Raw genomic sequence first — 16,964 nt, 5'->3', positions numbered from 1 at the left:
TGCACTGACAGAAGCGCCGGATGGCCCGATCTCGCTGACCGATCCGGATGCGCGCGCCATGGCGACGCGCGCCCGCAACAGCGGCATGGTCGGCCACAACGTCCAGAGCGCCGTCGATACAGAGACCCATCTGATCGTTGCCCATGACGCGACCAATGCAGTCTTCGATCGCGATCAACTGGCCCCGACAGCGCTGGCGGCCCAGGCCGCGCTCGGCTGTGACGACCTCCATGCCGTTGCCGACAAGGACTACTTCAGCGGCCCTCAGATCCTCGCTTGCCACGAGGCCGGGATCACCGCGACCGTGCCGCGCCCGGCCACTTGCGGAAACGGTGTCAAAGGCTGGTTCGTGAAGGCCGACTTCCGATATGACGCTGAGCGCGATGTCTATATCTGACCTCCGGGCGATGAGCTCACCTATCGCTTTACCCGCGAAGAGCGCGGTGTTCAGGTCCGGCGCTACTGGATCAACAATTGCCAGACCTGTGTCCTGCGGCACCGCTGCACGACGGGGACCGAACGGCGGATCACACGCTGGGAGCACGAGCATCTGGTCGATGACATGCTTGATCGGCTTGGCCGCGACCCGGATCCGATGACGCGCCGACGCTGCACGGCCGAGCATCCATCCGGCACGATAAAGGGCTGGAGGGGCGCAACGCACTTCCTGACACGGCGCCTGCCGAACGTCAGGACGGAAATGGCGCTTAACGTCCTCGCCTATAATATCAAACGGACCATCTCCCTGATCGGCATCCGACGTCTCATAGCCGAAATCGCCAGCTGACATGGTCGATGCGGATCTGCGGCGCTGGCAAACCACGAAAACCACGCGCGCCGCTAGCCGAATGTTTCCACAAACCTTCAGCCGGTTGCCGACATATCCTGACCCATTCGGCGGGACATGAGGGAAAACATGTCGAAAGCATGAATTCCGTCATGCAGCATTTGCAGATCGGCTTTGCCCGCGCCAGGGTTGCCGTTCTCATTCGGCTGGATTATCTGGCTTATCAAGACGGGAAACGCCCAGTCTGTAAGCAGTTTATGAAAAGGAATACCGCAATGGCCGCCATCGAAACGAGCCGCCCGGCACCGTTCGGCGCCATCACGACGTATCGCGTCATCAACCTCTTCTCGCTCGCCTTCGCGAAGCTGAAGTCCTGGAACGATGCGCGCATCACCCGCAATGCCCTGTCCAAGCTCTCGGATCGCGAGCTGGACGATATCGGGCTGTGCCGCGGTGACATCGAGATGCTGGGGCGCTAAGAACGCGCTCAAGGACCGCAAGGTCGCCCGAACCGCCAGTTCGACTTGAAAAGACCGCCCGTGCGATTGCCGCATCGGCGGTCTTTCTCATTTCCGGGCCTCCGGCGCCACGGCAAAAGGCCGCCACGGATGCGGCGGCCAGGAGCATTGCGGAGGAAAACTTCAGCCAGGCGCGGGTCAGGACCGCGCGGGCCCGACCTTCGGCGGGAAGACCTCTTTCAGGAAGGCCGAGATCAGCCGGGTCAGCGGATCGGCCGACATCAGCCGCGCGGCGAAGGGATCGACGCCGGTTCCGGCCTCCATCTCGGCGACGCGGCTCTGGTAGGCCTCCTCGCCGACATGGAAATGGATCGCGCCCTTCAGCGTGAAACCGATGGCAAGGACCACGATTCCCCCCCGCAGGATCCGACCCAGCGAACGCTCGCGCCGATAGGTGGAGGAACGGCCAAGGGTGCCCCTGGCCTCGAAACCGTAACCCTTGCCATGGGCCTTCTCGATCCGCTTGAGGCGGCCCTGGAATTGCTTGAGATTCGGGTCGGCCCACATCTCGCTCACCGTTAAAATTGTCGGCCCCCGCCCGATGAGGAATTGATGCGGTGAGATTGTGGCGTTTTTGGGGCAAAACGCCCAAGCGAAACTAAAGGTGTTTTGATTTTCATTTTCAAGACAACGGGTTATTCACGCTCAAGAATCAATGCCGACCATTCGCCCAGATCGTTTCGATCCAGAAGACGGAAGCCCCGGGCCAGATAGGTTTCGATGATCGCCTTGGCCTGGACCACCAGAAGGCCCGACAGGATGATCCGCCCGCCGCGAATCACATGCGCCGCCATGTCCGGGGCAAGCTCGACCAGCGGGCCCTTGAGGATATTGGCGAACACCAGGTCGTAGGGCGCGGCGGCGGCAAGGCGGCGGTGGTCGAAACCGGCGGCCTCCAGGCATTCCACCCGGCCCTCCAGCCCGTTGATCGCCAGATTGGCCCGCGCCACCTCGACCGCCACCGGGTCGATGTCGCTGGCGATGACCAGGGCCTCGGGCAGCATCTTGGCCGCCGCCATGGCCAGAACCGCCGTGCCCGCGCCAATATCGGCCACTTTCGCCGGGCGGAAGCCTTCGGAGAACAGCCGGTCGAAGGCCAGAAGGCAACCCAGGGTGGTGCCGTGATGGCCGGTGCCGAAGGCCATGGTGGCCTCGATCTGCAGGCCGACCCGGCCCTCGGGCAGCTTGTCGGCATCGTGGCTGCCATAGACGAAGAAGCGCCCGGCATCGACGGGGTGCAATTCGCGCTGGACCTTGGCGACCCAATCCACCTCGGGCAGCTCCGAGACGAGGAAGCTTTTCGCCCCGAAGGCGGTGGCAAGGATTTCAAGCGCGATCCCGTCGGGCGGATCGGTGAAATAGGCGCCCACCTCCCACAGGCCGGAGCCGTCCTCGACCTCGAAGACGCCGATGCCGTAGGGCTCGGGCTCGATGCGCTCCAGCGCCTCACCAAGGGCGCGCGCCGGGCCTTCGCCGGTCAGGGTGGTCAGGGCGGTATAGGTGGGCATGGACGTGATCCTTGGCGGCGGGCTGTTGGGGCGGCAGGCGATCTGGGCGCGCCCCCCGAGGGGGGGACGGGCGGGTTCGGGCTCCGGGATGGCCCGGGTTCAGCAGGACCCGGGCCTCCGTGATCCGGGGCCGGGCGGGCGGCGGGCCGACCCGGAGCGCATGGTCGATCCGGGGCCGGAGGGATCCTGGCCCGCCGAAACCGGGCGAGGCCTGGGCGCAGGCGGCAGGGCGCTTCGCCTGCGCCCCGTCGGCAATCTTCCCCAGCCCGTTCCGGCCCGCCAATCCCGGCCCCAATCCCGGCCCCGCAGCCAGAGTTGCTGCGGCCTTAGCCCCCGTCCCCCGGCGGGTCAAGCCGCTCCGCCCCTCGGCCGCCCCGGCCCGTCACCCTCCGCCGCCATCCGCGCCGGGATCAACCCGCGCAGGGCATTGCCGACCCAGAGCCGCACCTTCGGCAGGTCCTCGGCCAAAAGCACCTCCTCAGGACAGCCGAGTTCGGCGCGCAGCACACCCGGCAGCGCCCCGCAAGACAGCGGCGGCGTCCGCATCCCCGCGCCCCGGTCGAAGAAAAGGTTGGTGATCGTGCCCTCGCAGACCTCGCCCCGTTCGTTGAGGAAGATCGCCTCGTCCAGCCCGGGGCCGAGCGCGGCGCGCGCCGCGTCATGCAGGGCGCGGCGGCTGCTCTTGACCCTCAGCCAGGGGTCGGCCGAATGCAGGCGCGCCGCCGCCAGCCCCAGTTTCCAGGGAGTTGCGGGGGCCGCTGGCAGGTCGAAGACCTGCCAGCGGCCCCCGCCGGGCGCCTGACCCATGGTCAGGCGCAACCGTGCCGGAGCCGGGGGTTCCGGCACGGGGGGCACATCGGGCAGGGTCCAGCCCAGAAGGGCCGCGCTGCGCCCAAGGCGCGCCAGATGCAGGGGCCAGCGCGGCGCGGCGCGGCCGTCCCAGAGCACCGTCTCGATCAGGGTCAGTCCCGGATCACGGCCGCCTTCACGAAGCGCGCTTTCCATGCCGCCTCCTCCCATTCGCCCTCTTCCGTCGAATCCTGCACGATGCCGCCGCCGACATTCATCTCGATCCGCCCACCCCGAAGACTAAGCGTGCGGATCGCGACCGAGAAATCCGCCCGCCCGTCCGGCGCCATCCAGCCGACCGCCCCGCAGTAGACCCCGCGCGCGAAGGGCTCGACCTCGCGGATGATCTCCATCGCCCGGATCTTGGGCGCGCCGGTGACCGATCCGCAGGGAAACAGCGCCTCGACCAGCGCGGGCAGCGTGGCGGGGGCGGCCAGCCGCCCCTCGACCGTCGAGACCATCTGATGCACCGTCGAATACCGCTCGACCGCGAAAAGCGAGGGTACCCGCACGCTTCCGGGCCGCGAGATCCGCGCGATGTCGTTGCGCAGAAGATCGACGATCATCAGGTTCTCGGCCCGGTCCTTGGGGTCGGCGGCAAGCCCGGCCGCGATCGCCGCGTCGCGGACGGGATCGGCGTCGCGCGGGCGGGTGCCCTTCATCGGCCGGGTCTCGATCCGCCCGGCCGCGTCGAGCCGGAAGAACAGTTCTGGCGAGCGCGAGACCACCACCGGCCCCACCCCCAGATCGACATAGGCGCCATGGCCGACCGCCCCGCTGCGGCGCAGCGCGCCGTAAAGGCCGAAGGCATCGCCCGAGACCAGCCGCGCCCGCATCGGAAAGGTCAGGTTGACCTGATAGCAATCGCCCGCCGCGATGTAGTCCAGCACCCGCCGGATCGCCCGGCCATAGGCGGCGCGGCTGATCCGGGGCCGGGGCGCGGTCATCCGGGTCGCGCGCCCGGCCTCGGCCATCCGGGCAAGCGTCTCGCCCGCGTCCTGCGGCCCGTCGAAGACCCCGAGCGCGAGGAGCGGCTGCCGCCCGCCCGCCCGCGCCAGGGGGGCGAGCCTCGGCTCCAGCGCATGGCCCGCCTCATAGGCGACATGGCCCGCGATCCAGGCCCCGGCGCGGCGCGCGGCCTCGGCACGGTGCAGCGCCGGAACGACCTCCTCCGGGCGGGAGGCGCGGATCACCTCATGCGGGGCGCGGAACAGCGCGGGCCGCGAGGCGGGGGGCGAATCCCTCCGCTCCGGCGCACCAAGGGGCTGTGCCCCGGAACCCTGCCCGCCGGGGCCCCGCTGTCGCAAACCCGGCGTCTCGGCATCCGGCGTCTCGGCATCCAGCGTCTGGGGCCCCGGACCATGCTCGACCAGCACGATCCGCCGGTCGGACGGATCGGGGCGGGAAAGACCGGCGGGCAAAGGATCCTTGCACATGTTCCGCCATTAGGCCGATCTCCGCCGCCGCGCCAGCCCCGGAACGACGCGGGAAGCGCCCGGACGGCACGGAAGACGCGACGCCGCGCCCCCGGCGGGCGCGCATCCCCCCCCGCCACCCGCCCGGGGGGGCAGGCCGGACAGGGGGGGGGCGGAGAACGGAGCGCCCGCGATGCAGACGGCCCGAGGTCGGACGGATCGCCCTGCCCCCGCCCGGCCCTCCTCCATCCATCCGCCGCAGACCCGTTTGCCCCTTGCGCCCCCCGGCACCCGGACTATAACCCGCGACGATTTGCCGACAGCCATGGGGAGCCCGACATGCCGAAGCGGACAGACATCCACTCGATCATGATCATCGGCGCAGGTCCCATCGTCATCGGCCAGGCCTGCGAGTTCGACTATTCCGGCGCCCAGGCCTGCAAGGCTTTGCGCGAGGAAGGCTACCGCGTCATCCTGGTGAACTCGAACCCGGCGACGATCATGACCGACCCGGGCCTCGCCGATGCCACCTATATCGAGCCGATCACCCCCGAGGTGGTCGCCAAGATCATCGAGAAGGAACGTCCCGACGCCATCCTGCCCACCATGGGCGGGCAGACCGGGCTGAACACCGCCCTGGCGCTTGCCGACATGGGCGTGTTGGAAAAGTTCAAGGTGGAACTGATCGGCGCCAAGCGCGAAGCCATCGAAATGGCAGAAGATCGCAAGTTGTTCCGCGAGGCGATGGACCGGATCGGGCTGGAGAACCCCAAGGCCACCATCGTCGCCGCACCCAAGGTCAATGGCCGCTACGACATCGCGGCGGGCATCGCCCAGGCCATGCGCGATCTGGAACATATCGGCCTGCCCGCGATCATCCGCCCCGCCTTCACCCTTGGCGGCACCGGCGGCGGCGTCGCCTACAACCGCGACGATTACGAGGCCATCGTGAAATCCGGGCTTGAGGCCAGCCCCGTCGCCCAGGTCCTGGTCGATGAATCGCTGCTCGGCTGGAAGGAATACGAGATGGAGGTCGTCCGCGACAAGGCGGACAATGCCATCATCGTCTGCTCCATCGAGAACATCGACCCGATGGGCGTCCATACCGGCGATTCGATCACCGTGGCGCCCGCGCTGACGCTCACGGACAAGGAATACCAGATCATGCGCAACGGCTCCATCGCCGTGCTGCGCGAGATCGGGGTCGAGACCGGCGGCTCGAACGTGCAATGGGCGATCAACCCCAAGGACGGCCGCATGGTGGTGATCGAGATGAACCCGCGCGTCTCGCGTTCCTCGGCGCTGGCCTCGAAAGCCACGGGCTTCCCGATTGCCAAGATCGCGGCGAAGCTTGCCGTCGGCTATACGCTGGACGAGCTGGACAACGACATCACCAAGGTCACGCCCGCCTCCTTCGAGCCCTCGATCGACTATGTCGTGACCAAGATCCCGCGTTTCGCCTTCGAGAAATTCCCCGGCTCCGAGCCCTTCCTGACCACGGCGATGAAATCGGTGGGCGAGGCCATGGCCATCGGCCGCACCATCCACGAATCGCTGCAAAAGGCGCTGGCCTCGATGGAGACCGGGCTCTCGGGCTTCGACGAGATCGAGATCCCCGGCGTCTCGACCACCGGCGCGCCGGATGTGGCGGCGATCTCCAAGGCGCTCAGCCTGGCCACGCCCGACCGGCTGCGGGTGATCGCCCAGGCGATGCGCCACGGGCTGTCCGACGACCAGATCCAGGCGATCACCGCCTTCGACCCCTGGTTCCTGGCCCGCATCCGCGAGATCGTCGAGACCGAGGCCGAGATCCGCCGCGCAGGCCTGCCCCTGACCGCCGAGGGACTGCGACACCTCAAGATGATGGGCTTCACCGATGCCCGGCTGGCCCGGCTGACCGGGCGCGACGAGGCCCAGGTGCGGCGCGCGCGCAAGAACCTCGGCGTCACCGCCGTCTTCAAGCGCATCGACACCTGCGCCGCCGAATTCGAGGCCCAGACCCCCTATATGTATTCCACCTACGAGGCCCCCGCGATGGGGGATGTGGAATGCGAGAGCAGACCCACGGGCGCGAAGAAGGTGGTGATCCTGGGCGGCGGGCCGAACCGGATCGGCCAGGGCATCGAATTCGACTATTGCTGCTGCCATGCCTGTTTCGCGCTGACCGAGGCGGGCTACGAGACCATCATGGTCAATTGCAACCCCGAGACGGTCTCGACCGATTACGACACCTCGGACCGGCTTTATTTCGAGCCGCTCACGCTGGAACATGTGCTGGAGATCCTGCGGGTCGAGCAGGAGAACGGCACCCTTCACGGCGTGATCGTGCAGTTCGGCGGCCAGACGCCGCTGAAGCTGGCGCAGGCGCTGAAGGACGAGGGTATCCCGATCCTGGGCACCACCCCCGATGCCATCGACCTGGCCGAGGACCGCGAGCGGTTCCAGGCCCTGCTGCAGGAACTGGGGCTGAAACAGCCGGTCAACGGCATCGCCCATTCGCGCGAAGAGGCGTTCCAGATCGCCGCCCGCGTGGGCTATCCGCTGGTGATCCGCCCCTCTTACGTGCTTGGCGGCCGCGCGATGGAAATCGTGCGCGACGACGCCCAGCTTGACCGCTATATCGCCACCGCGGTCCAGGTCTCGGGTTCGTCGCCGGTGCTGCTCGACAGCTATCTGTCCGGCGCGGTCGAGGTGGATGTCGATGCGCTTTGCGACGGCGAGGATGTCCATGTCGCGGGAATCATGGAACATATCGAGGAGGCGGGCGTCCATTCCGGCGACAGCGCCTGCTGCCTGCCGCCGCACCAGCTTTCGGCCGATACCGTCGAGGAGCTGAAGCGCCAGACCGTGCTGATGGCGCGCGCGCTGCATGTCGTCGGCCTGATGAACGTGCAATTCGCGATCAAGGACGGCGTGATCTATGTGCTTGAGGTGAACCCGCGCGCCTCGCGCACCGTGCCCTTCGTGGCCAAGGCCACCGACAGCGCAATCGCCTCGATCGCGGCGCGGCTGATGGCGGGCGAGAAGCTTGCCGCCTTCCCGCTGCGCCCGCCCTATGCCCAGGGCGTCGGCCCCGACACCGACCTGCCGCTGGCCGATCCGCTGACGCTGGCCGATCCGATCACGCCCTGGTTCTCGGTCAAGGAGGCGGTGCTTCCCTTCGCGCGCTTCCCCGGCGTCGATCCGCTGCTCGGGCCAGAGATGCGCTCGACCGGCGAGGTGATGGGCTGGGACCGCAACTTCGCGCTGGCCTTCCTCAAGGCGCAGATGGGCGCGGGCATGACCCTGCCCGAACAGGGCCGCGTGTTCCTTTCCGTCAAGGACAGCGACAAGACCGCGGCGCTGGCCCTGGCCGCGCGGGACCTGACCGCCATGGGCTTTTCGATCGTGGCGACGCGGGGCACCGCCGCCTGGCTCGGGCAGAACGGGGTGCAGGCGGAATCGGTCTCCAAGGTCTATGAGGGCCGCCCGAATATCGTCGATCGGCTGAAGAACGGCGATATCGCGTTGGTGATGAACACGACCGAGGGCGCGCAATCGATCTCGGACAGCCGCGACATCCGCCGTGTGGCGCTGATGGACAAGATCCCCTATTTCACCACCGCCGCCGCCAGCGTGGCCGCCGTCGCCGCGATGCAGGCCCGGGGCGAGGGCTATGGCGTCAGAACGCTGCAGGGCTGATCCGGCCTGAAAATCGGGCCCGACCGTGGAACCCGCCCCGAAAGGGCGGGTTTTCGCCTGCCTGGCCCCCGGCGGATCGGCCGATCCCCGCCGCCCCGCCCGGCCGCCTCGCCCGGCGGGGATCCGGCCCCCGGGCCGCGCGTTCCCTCCCTGTCCGATGGACGCAAGTCAACGAACAGAGAAGGAAGACCCAGATGAAACGGATCACCCCTATCGCCGCCCTTGCCTCCGCGATGATGCTCACCGCTCCGGCCTTCGCGCAGGACAGCACGGTGGTGCCCCCGGTCGACACCCAGCCCGGCATCGAGACCGCCCCCGCGCTTGAACCCGAGACCCTGCCCGGCGCCACGCCGGATATCGCGGCCGCGCCCGTGGGGCTTGCCCCGCCCGAGGGCTATGTCGCCGTCACCGACCTGACCATGATCACCGCGACCGACCTGATCGGCGCGACGCTTTACGACGCCACCGGCGCCAGCCTCGGCAGCGTCTCGGATATCGAGCTTGGCGCCGATGACAGCCTGAGCGGGCTGGTCGTCGATATCGGCGGCTTCCTGGGGATCGGCACCCATACCGTGAGCCTCGGCACCGAGAGCCTTGCCGTGTTCCGCGAGGCGGATGGCAACGGGCTGGTCGCGGCGACCTCGCTTGACGAGGATACGCTGAAGGCGATGCCGGAATATGTGCCGCCGATGAACTGAGCCGGTTGAGCTGACCGCGTAAGTTGAGCTGGCCGCGTAAACTGTCCGGGCGATCTGGCCCGGAAGGCAAGGCATGGCGACCCGGGGCAATGCGCTCCGGGTCGCGCTGATCGGTTAAGTCCGGGTTCGCTGGGCGGTTCGAACGCCTCGGGAAATGTCCTTGCATGGATAGCGCACCGACCAGGACCGGCCTCGCCGCTGTGGCCGTGGCTGTGACCGCGAGAGCGTCCACCAGATCCCGACCGCTCGAACTTGCCAGGCCCGTGGCCGCCCCCCGGGACGCTTCGCCTCCGTCAACGCCCCCGCACCTCAAAGGCCCATTCGGCCTCAAAGACCCCGCGCGTCAATGAGCCCAACCCTCAAGCCCCCTCAAGGCCACCTCGTTCGAAAACCCCGTCCCTCAAGGCCCCGGACGGCCGGTTCCGGCCCCCGCCCCTGCTGGACGGTTGACTTCCGGTGCATTTCCTGCGCATCCCCGGTGGCAATCGAGGTGGCTTCTTGCCGGGCGCGCCTCTCCCTTCTTCCCGGAAAACGCATGACCACCTTCGACGCCCTTGGCCTCTCGCCCAAGATCCTGAAAGCACTGGAAACGACCAGCCTCAAGACGCCGACGCCGATCCAGGCCCAGTCGATCCCGCCGATCATGGCCGGGCGCGACCTGATGGGGCTGGCCCAGACCGGCACCGGCAAGACCGCCGCCTTCGGCCTGCCGCTGCTGCACCGGATCCTCGACATCGGCCATCCGCCGGGGCCGAAGAACATCCGCGCGCTGATCCTTGTCCCCACGCGCGAACTGGCCACCCAGATCCGCGACAATTTCCTGACCTTCACCCAGGGCACCGCCGTCAAGATCGTGATGGTGGTGGGCGGGGCCTCGGTCAACCGGCAGGCGCAGGCGCTGGTGCGCGGCGCCGATGTGCTGGTGGCGACGCCCGGGCGCCTGATCGACCTGATCGAGCGCGGCGACGTCAGCCTTGAGAAATGCGGCTATCTGGTGCTGGACGAGGCCGATCACATGCTGGACATGGGCTTCATCCATGCCCTGCGCCGGATCGCCAAGCATATCCCCGTCCGCCGCCAGACGCTGATGTTCTCGGCCACCATGCCGAAGGATATCGACGAGATCGCCGCCACCTATCTGCGCGATCCCGTCAAGGTGCAGGTCGCGCCCCCCGGGAAACCGGCCGAGAAGGTCACCCAGGGCGTTCATTACATCCCGAACGGCGACAAGGCCCGGTTGCTTGAGGAATATCTCAAGAAACATCCCGGCGAACAGGCGCTGGCCTTCACCCGCACCAAGCACGGCGCCGACAAGCTGGCCAAGGTGCTGGCGCAATGGGGTTTCCAGGTCGGAGCGATCCACGGCAACCGCAGCCAGAACCAGCGCGACCGCATCCTGACCGAGTTCAAGTCGGGCGGGCTCGACGTTCTGGTCGCGACCGATGTCGCCGCGCGCGGGATCGACATTCCCACGGTGCGTCATGTCTACAACTACGACATGCCCAATGTGCCCGAGAACTACGTCCACCGCATCGGCCGCACCGCGCGGGCGGGGGCCGAGGGCTCTTCGATCAGCTTCTGCGCCCCTGCCGAGATGGGCGAATTGCAGGCGATCGAGAAGATCCTGAAAAAGCCGCTGCCGGTGATCGGCGGCGCGCCCTGGGCGGCGGATGTGATCGCCAGCGCGCCAAAGCCGGGCCAGAGGTCGGGCGCCAAGCCGGGTCAGGGCCGCTCCGGTCCGCGCGGCGGTGGCCAGGGCGGGGGCGGCGCGCGCCCCGGGTCCAAGGCCTCTGGCTCCAAGGCAGCGGCGAAACCCGGCGGAAGCCAGGCCGCCCCCGGCGGAGGCAATCCCAACGCGCCGCGCGGCGGCGCGCAGGCGCCCCGGCGGACCGGCGGCCAGAAACCGGGCGGCCAGACACCGGGCGGCCAAAGGCCAGGAGGTCAAAGGCCGACCGGGCCGAGGCCGCGCTAAGCCCCCTCGAAGCCCCTCTCGGCGCCCGGGCGGAAATCGCCCGGCGCGCGCTTGCGGAGAGGCTCTCAGCTCACCTCGTCTTCCAGATTGAGCTTCATCTGCAGCAGAACCTGCTGGATCGCGATGGTCTCGCGCAGCAGACGCTTCGATTCGTTGACGCTGATCCGGCCGTCGGCGATGGCGGAATTGTATTCGCTCATCAACTGGGCGAAGCGTTGCGCCAGCGCGACCACATCCTGGTTGACCCCGGTCGAGGGCGGATCGGCGCGGTCGGCGTCATAGCTCAGCGTGATGCCGCGCAGATCGGCCAGCGCCATGGTGACATGCGGCACCCGCGCCGCCGATTCCAGCCGCGCCACCACATCCACCGGCATGAAACGGTCGTCATGTTCGTCGCTGTCGGAATAATAGCGCCCCAGCGTCGCCTTGGACTTTCCGGTCAGGGCACAGGCGGCCTCGATGCCCACATCCTTCACCAGGGCCTCGGTATGTTTCTTCAGGTAACTTGCAGCCTTCATGGCTTTCTCCACACAAACCAACGGGCCGCGCCCGCGTGTTCCCCCTTGGGCGCGCGGGTGTTCGCGCGCGCCCAAGGGGGAAACAGAACAGCTTTTCCCATTAATCCGGCCGAAAGGCTTTGTCATGGATAAAGCGCCTGCGTCCCGATGCTTCCTCGATGCTTCGGGGCGCGATTGACGAGTGGGCCGCGCGCCGGATGGATCGCGTGGCAGGCCGGTCGGGACCCGGGCCGATGTCCCCAGCATCGGCCCGGACCGGAGGGGGCCCGGATTCCGCTGATGCCTCCGGCGATGCGGCGAAGGGGAAACCCGCAAGGAGACCGGCGCGGGCCGGGAAATGTGGTGTATCGACCGGCGCCCGGTGCTGTCCGTGTCGCGTGGAAGGTGCCCGGCCCGTTTCCTGCCGTTTCCGCCCGGCTGCGGCCCCCTGACGCGCCGTCAGCCTCGGGCCCGCGCGCCTCCGCCGGGATGGCGCCCCCTCGCCCACGCCCACCATATTGCCAGCGGCGGGCGGCGGGGATAGGGCGGGCGCATGGCAAAGCTGTATTTCCATTACTCGACGATGAATGCGGGGAAATCGACCCTGCTGCTCCAGGCTGCGCATAACTACCGCGAGGGCGGCATGGCGACCTGGCTGGTGACCGCGCGGCTCGACACCCGGGCGGGCGAGGGGCGGATCGGATCGCGCATCGGCATCGGCGAGCCCGCCGATACGTTCGAGCCCGGCGAGGACCTCTTCGCCAAGCTGGCCGCCCGGCTGCGCCAGGGCCCGCTGGCCTGCGTCTTCATCGACGAGGCCCAGTTCCTGGAAGAGGCGCAGGTCTGGCAGCTTGCCCGCGCAGTGGACGATCTGGGCGTGCCGGTGATGTGCTACGGGCTGCGGGTGGATTTTCGCGGGCGGCTCTTTCCCGGCTCGGCCGCGCTGCTGGCCTGGGCGGACGAGATGCGCGAGGTGCGCACGATCTGCCATTGCGGCAAGAAGGCCACGATGGTGGTGCGCAAGGGGCCGCAGGGCCAGGTGCTGCGCGATGGCGACCAGGTGGTGATCGGCGGGAACGAGACCTATCAGAGCCTGTGCCGCCGTCACTGGCGCGAGGCGGTCGGCGACCGGACCGCCGACCCGGCCTGAGATTCGGCATCACCAGGCCGCCCCGGCGCGGCCCGCCCGCCCAGGGCGATCATCGTCCCGGCGCAGGCGATCAGTGCCATTCCGGCCCAGGCGGTCCAGCCCAGCGTCTCGCCCCAGATCGCCCAGGTCCAGAACGCCGAGGCGGGCAGGATGACGTATTCCATCACCGAAACCCGGCCCGCATCGGCAAGCTGATAGGCCCGGATCATCAGCCCCACCCCCACGAGCGAGCCCGCCGCCTGCACGAAGGTCCAGCCCAGGAACCCCGCCGAGGGCCGGACCCAGCCGCGCAGGACGAAGCCCTCGGCCCCGTCAGACACCGGCATCGGCCAGAGCGCGAGCAGGCAAAGCCCGACCGCCCCGAAAAAGCCGAGCGCCAGGAAGAACCCGGCGAGCAAGGTCTCGGGCCGCTCGCCCCCGCACCAGCGCCGGGTGACGATATGGCCGGTGGCGTAAAGCCCCCCGGCCAGCACCGGCAGCAGCGCCGCCAGCGACAGGCCCGATCCCGACAGCGCATGCGGCCCCAGCACCAGCAGAACGCCCAGAAAGCCGGTCGCCACCGCCAGCGCGCGCAGCGCCCCCACCGGCTCGCCCAGGACGAACCGCCCGATCAGCAGGACGAAGATCGGCGCCGTGAACAGCCCCGCCGCCACCAGCGCCACCGGCAGAAATGCCAGCGCGCCGAAGTAGATTACCATCGCCGTGCCATGGATCAACGACCGCGCCGCCACCGCCACCGGCCGCTTCGGCCGGGGCGACAGGCCCAGAAGCGGCGCGGCCAGCGCCAGAAGCGCCATCGCCATCGCGGTGCGCGTCAGATGGAATTGCCACAGCCCCGCCTCGGCCGCGATCTGGCGCACGAAATTGTCGGTGAATCCGATGATCGCCGCATAGCCGAGGATCAGCATGGCGGCGGTCAGGCTGCGCTCGGGGCTCATGATGTTCCGCTACGTCATTTCTTTCCCTTCCCTTCTTCCCTGTTATCGTCCGGCCCGCATGTCTGAATGCGACACTCGAGGGAGGGGTTGGGATCATGGGCTGGCTGGCCGACGAGACGGGTCTGGAGAAATGCGCGGCGAATCACGTCGCCCTGAGTCCGCTGTCGCATCTGGCCCGCGCGGCCGAGGTCTTCGCCGACCGCACCGCCATCGTGTGGAAATCCACCCGCACCAGCTATGCCGAATATCGCGACAGGGTCGGCCGACTGGCCTCGGGTCTGCGTCGGCGCGGGATCCGGCCCGGGGATGTGGTGGCCTCGCTTCTGCCCAATATCCCCGCCCAGGCCGAAGCGCATTTCGGCGTGCCCGCCTGCGGGGCGGTGCTGAACACCATAAACACCCGGCTGGACGCCGATACGGTCAGCTACATCTTCGGCCATGCCGGGGCCCGGATCGTGCTGGTGGACACCCAGTTCCTGCCGCTCGCCGAGGCGGCGATCCGGCTGATGACGGGGCCCGCCCCCCAGATCGTCGAGGTGGTGGACCACGGCTTCACCGCCTCGGGCCATTTCCTGACCTATGAGGAACTGCTGGCCCAGGGCGACCCGGACGAGGCTTGGACCCTGCCGCAGGACGAATGGGAAAGCCTGGCGATCAACTATACCTCGGGCACGACCGGGCGGCCCAAGGGCGTGGTCTATTCCCATCGCGGCGCCTATCTGGCCTGCATGGCGAATGTGATCGCCTGGCGGATGCAAAGCTTTCCGGTGCTGCTGACCATCGTGCCGCTGTTCCATTGCAACGCCTGGTGCCAGCCCTGGCTGGTGCCGATGATGGGCGGCACGCTGGTCTGCGCCCGCGAGGTCACCGCCCGCGCGATCTACGACGCCATCGCCGACGAGGGCGTCACCCATTTCGGCGGCGCGCCGATCGTGCTGAACATGATCGTGAACGCCGCAGCCGAAGAGCGCCGCGCCTTCGACCATGTGGTCGAGGTGTTCACCGCGGGCGCGCCGCCGCCCGCCGCGACCCTGGCCGCCTTCGAGCCGCTCGGCTTCAACGTGACCCAGGTCTACGGCCTGACCGAGACCTACGGCCCCTCGACCGAATGCCTGTGGCAACCGACCTGGAACGGCGCCACGGGCGAGGCCCGCGCCGCCCTCAAGGCGCGCACCGGCATCGCCATGGCCATGGTGGAAGGCGTCGGCGTCCACGACCCCCACGGCCAGCCCATCCCCCGCGACGGCGCCCATCTGGGCGAGATCGCGATACGCGGCAATATCGTGATGAAGGGCTATTACCGCAATCCCGAAGCCACCGCCGAGGCCTTCCGCGACGGCTGGTTCCGCTCGGGCGACATCGCCTTCCAGACCCCGGACGGCTATCTCAAGATCACCGACCGCGCCAAGGACATCATCATCTCGGGCGGCGAGAATGTCTCTTCGGTCGAGGTCGAGGGCGCGCTGATGCGCCATCCCTCGGTCTCGCTCTGCGCCGTGGTCGCCAAGCCCGACGACAAATGGGGCGAGGTGCCCTGCGCCTTCGTCGAGCTGAAACCCGGGGCCGAGGTCTCGGCCCCCGAGCTGATCCAGCATTGCCGCAGCCTGCTTGCGGGGTTCAAGACGCCCAAACATGTGATCTTTTCCGAACTGCCCAAGACCTCGACCGGCAAGATCCAGAAGTTCGAGCTGCGCGCGGTCGCGAAGCTGATCTGAGCCCACCCTCTCTCGCCCCCCCGTTGTGGCGCGGCCCCCGGGGCGCTAAGGTCGCGCCATGAAATGGGGCAGAAAGAAACGCGCAAGCGGACGGACAGGCGGCAATGCGGGCTCGGGCACCGCGCTGGCGCGGTATCAGCGGCTGGAAAGCACCGGGCTCTGGCGCGACCACCCCGAGTCGCAGCGGCGCGAGGTGGTGGTGCGCATGGGCGAGGCCACGCTGCTGCTGTCCGACCCGCGCTCGGATGCGGTGCTGAGCCATTGGTCCCTGCCCGCGACCATGCGGCTCAACCCCGGGGCGCGGCCCGCGCTTTTCGCCCCGGGGCTGGAGGCGGCCGAGACGCTGGAGATCGAGGACGACGACATGATCGACGCCCTCGGGCTGGTCGCGGCGGCGGTCCGGCGCGCGCGGCCCCATCCCGGGCGGCTGCGCGGCGCCATCGTCGGCGGCACGGTCGCGGCGATCCTTGCCGTGGCGCTTTTCGTGATGCCGGGGGTGCTGGTGTCGCAGACCGCCAAGGTCGTCCCCGCCGCCAAGCGGGTCGAGATCGGCATGCGCGCGCTGGACGACGTGACCCGGCTGACCGGCGCGCCCTGCACCGGCGAACAGGGCCTGCCCGCGCTGGCCGACCTGGCCGAGCGGGTCTTCGGCCCCGAGGATACGCCGATCCTCTATATCCTGCCCGAGGGGCTGGCACGCCCGGCCCATCTGCCCGGGGGCGTGATCCTGCTGCCGCGCGGCCTGATCGAGCTGGACGCCCCCGACGCGCTGGCGGGCGCCGCGCTGGCCGAGGGGCTGGCGGCGAAACGCGTGGATCCGATGCTCGACATCCTCGACCATGCCGGGCTGCGGGCGAGTTTCGGGCTTCTGACCTCGGGCGAGTTGCCGGATGCGGCGCTGGCGGGCTATGGCGAGCGGCTGTTGCGCCAGTCCCGTGCCACCGGCCTGCCGCCAGCCGCCGACCTTCCCCCCGCCGACCTGGCCCGCGCCTTCGAGGCCGCGCAGGTGCCGCTTTCACCCTATGCCGCTTGGCTGGGCCCCGAGGCGGCGGCGCTGGCCGAGGCCGATCCGTTTCGCGGCCTGATCCCCAGCCCGCTTCTGCCCGACGACGACTGGATCGCGCTGCAGGCCGTCTGCCCCGGCTGAACCGCGCCCGCCATCGCAGCCGCCCGCCATCGCAGTCACGACGGACGCCCGAACGAAGAAGGCCGGAACCCGCGCGGGCTCCGGCCTTT

At 68.9% G+C, this 16,964-nt stretch carries 13 protein-coding genes and 1 pseudogene; 8 read left to right on the top strand and 6 right to left on the bottom strand.

The genetic code is table 11. The annotated features are described in order from the left end of the window. Positions 1–787, top strand: a pseudogene (locus ABNX41_RS04185) (transposase); the annotation flags it as partial. Positions 788–1,062: 275 nt separating this feature from the next. Beyond that, a complete protein-coding gene (locus ABNX41_RS04180) occupies positions 1,063–1,266 on the top strand; it encodes a DUF1127 domain-containing protein (protein WP_438668473.1) in 204 nt (67 codons plus the stop codon). 177 nt (positions 1,267–1,443) lie between these two features. Here the strand turns inward: ABNX41_RS04180 and ABNX41_RS04175 are convergent, their stop codons facing one another. From ABNX41_RS04175 to ABNX41_RS04160, 4 genes are all read right to left on the bottom strand, one after another. After that, a complete protein-coding gene (locus ABNX41_RS04175) occupies positions 1,444–1,812 on the bottom strand; it encodes a hypothetical protein (RefSeq protein WP_438668460.1) in 369 nt (122 codons plus the stop codon). A 128-nt stretch (positions 1,813–1,940) separates the two neighbouring features. After that, on the bottom strand, positions 1,941–2,813 hold the full coding sequence (locus tag ABNX41_RS04170; RefSeq protein ID WP_438668459.1) for a 50S ribosomal protein L11 methyltransferase: 873 nt from the start codon (positions 2,811–2,813) through the stop codon (positions 1,941–1,943). A gap of 348 nt (positions 2,814–3,161) precedes the next feature. After that, positions 3,162–3,818, bottom strand: coding sequence for an aminotransferase class IV (locus tag ABNX41_RS04165; protein WP_438668458.1), 657 nt, complete (start codon positions 3,816–3,818; stop codon positions 3,162–3,164). After that, positions 3,776–4,852, bottom strand: coding sequence for an aminodeoxychorismate synthase component I (locus ABNX41_RS04160; protein ID WP_438668472.1), 1,077 nt, complete (start codon positions 4,850–4,852; stop codon positions 3,776–3,778). Before ABNX41_RS04160 ends, ABNX41_RS04165 begins: the two co-directional genes overlap by 43 nt. A gap of 564 nt (positions 4,853–5,416) precedes the next feature. Here ABNX41_RS04160 and carB point away from each other — a divergent pair. From carB to ABNX41_RS04145, 3 genes are all read left to right on the top strand, one after another. Then, complete coding sequence (gene carB, locus ABNX41_RS04155; RefSeq protein WP_438668457.1) at positions 5,417–8,758, top strand: carbamoyl-phosphate synthase large subunit; 3,342 nt, start codon at positions 5,417–5,419, stop codon at positions 8,756–8,758. 194 nt (positions 8,759–8,952) lie between these two features. Continuing rightward, positions 8,953–9,456, top strand: coding sequence for a PRC-barrel domain-containing protein (locus ABNX41_RS04150; RefSeq protein ID WP_438668456.1), 504 nt, complete (start codon positions 8,953–8,955; stop codon positions 9,454–9,456). A gap of 535 nt (positions 9,457–9,991) precedes the next feature. Beyond that, a complete protein-coding gene (locus ABNX41_RS04145; RefSeq protein ID WP_438668455.1) occupies positions 9,992–11,428 on the top strand; it encodes a DEAD/DEAH box helicase in 1,437 nt (478 codons plus the stop codon). A 65-nt stretch (positions 11,429–11,493) separates the two neighbouring features. On the opposite strand, the gene ABNX41_RS04140 is transcribed toward ABNX41_RS04145, so the two are convergent. Further along, on the bottom strand, positions 11,494–11,946 hold the full coding sequence (locus ABNX41_RS04140) for a hypothetical protein (protein ID WP_438668454.1): 453 nt from the start codon (positions 11,944–11,946) through the stop codon (positions 11,494–11,496). Between the two features lie 532 nt (positions 11,947–12,478). Between ABNX41_RS04140 and ABNX41_RS04135 the strand changes: the two genes are divergently transcribed. Continuing rightward, on the top strand, positions 12,479–13,075 hold the full coding sequence (locus tag ABNX41_RS04135) for a thymidine kinase (protein ID WP_438668453.1): 597 nt from the start codon (positions 12,479–12,481) through the stop codon (positions 13,073–13,075). Here ABNX41_RS04135 and ABNX41_RS04130 read toward each other — a convergent pair. Beyond that, positions 13,030–14,016 carry a DMT family transporter gene (locus tag ABNX41_RS04130; RefSeq protein WP_438668471.1) on the bottom strand — a complete coding sequence of 329 codons (987 nt, stop codon included), beginning with the start codon at positions 14,014–14,016 and terminating at the stop codon, positions 13,030–13,032. The genes ABNX41_RS04135 and ABNX41_RS04130 overlap by 46 nt on opposite strands. A 92-nt stretch (positions 14,017–14,108) precedes the next feature. Between ABNX41_RS04130 and ABNX41_RS04125 the strand changes: the two genes are divergently transcribed. Both ABNX41_RS04125 and ABNX41_RS04120 read left to right on the top strand, forming a co-directional pair. Continuing rightward, the gene (locus ABNX41_RS04125; RefSeq protein WP_438668452.1) at positions 14,109–15,728 is read left to right on the top strand and encodes an AMP-binding protein; all 1,620 of its coding nucleotides are present in this window, start codon (positions 14,109–14,111) and stop codon (positions 15,726–15,728) included. Between the two features lie 58 nt (positions 15,729–15,786). Next, a complete protein-coding gene (locus ABNX41_RS04120) occupies positions 15,787–16,875 on the top strand; it encodes a hypothetical protein (protein WP_438668451.1) in 1,089 nt (362 codons plus the stop codon). Positions 16,876–16,964 lie beyond the last annotated feature (89 nt).

The organism is Pseudogemmobacter sonorensis (assembly GCF_042762395.1).
GTDB classification, from domain to species: domain Bacteria; phylum Pseudomonadota; class Alphaproteobacteria; order Rhodobacterales; family Rhodobacteraceae; genus Pseudogemmobacter; species Pseudogemmobacter sonorensis.
This window is presented reverse-complemented; position numbering and strand designations above follow the sequence as displayed.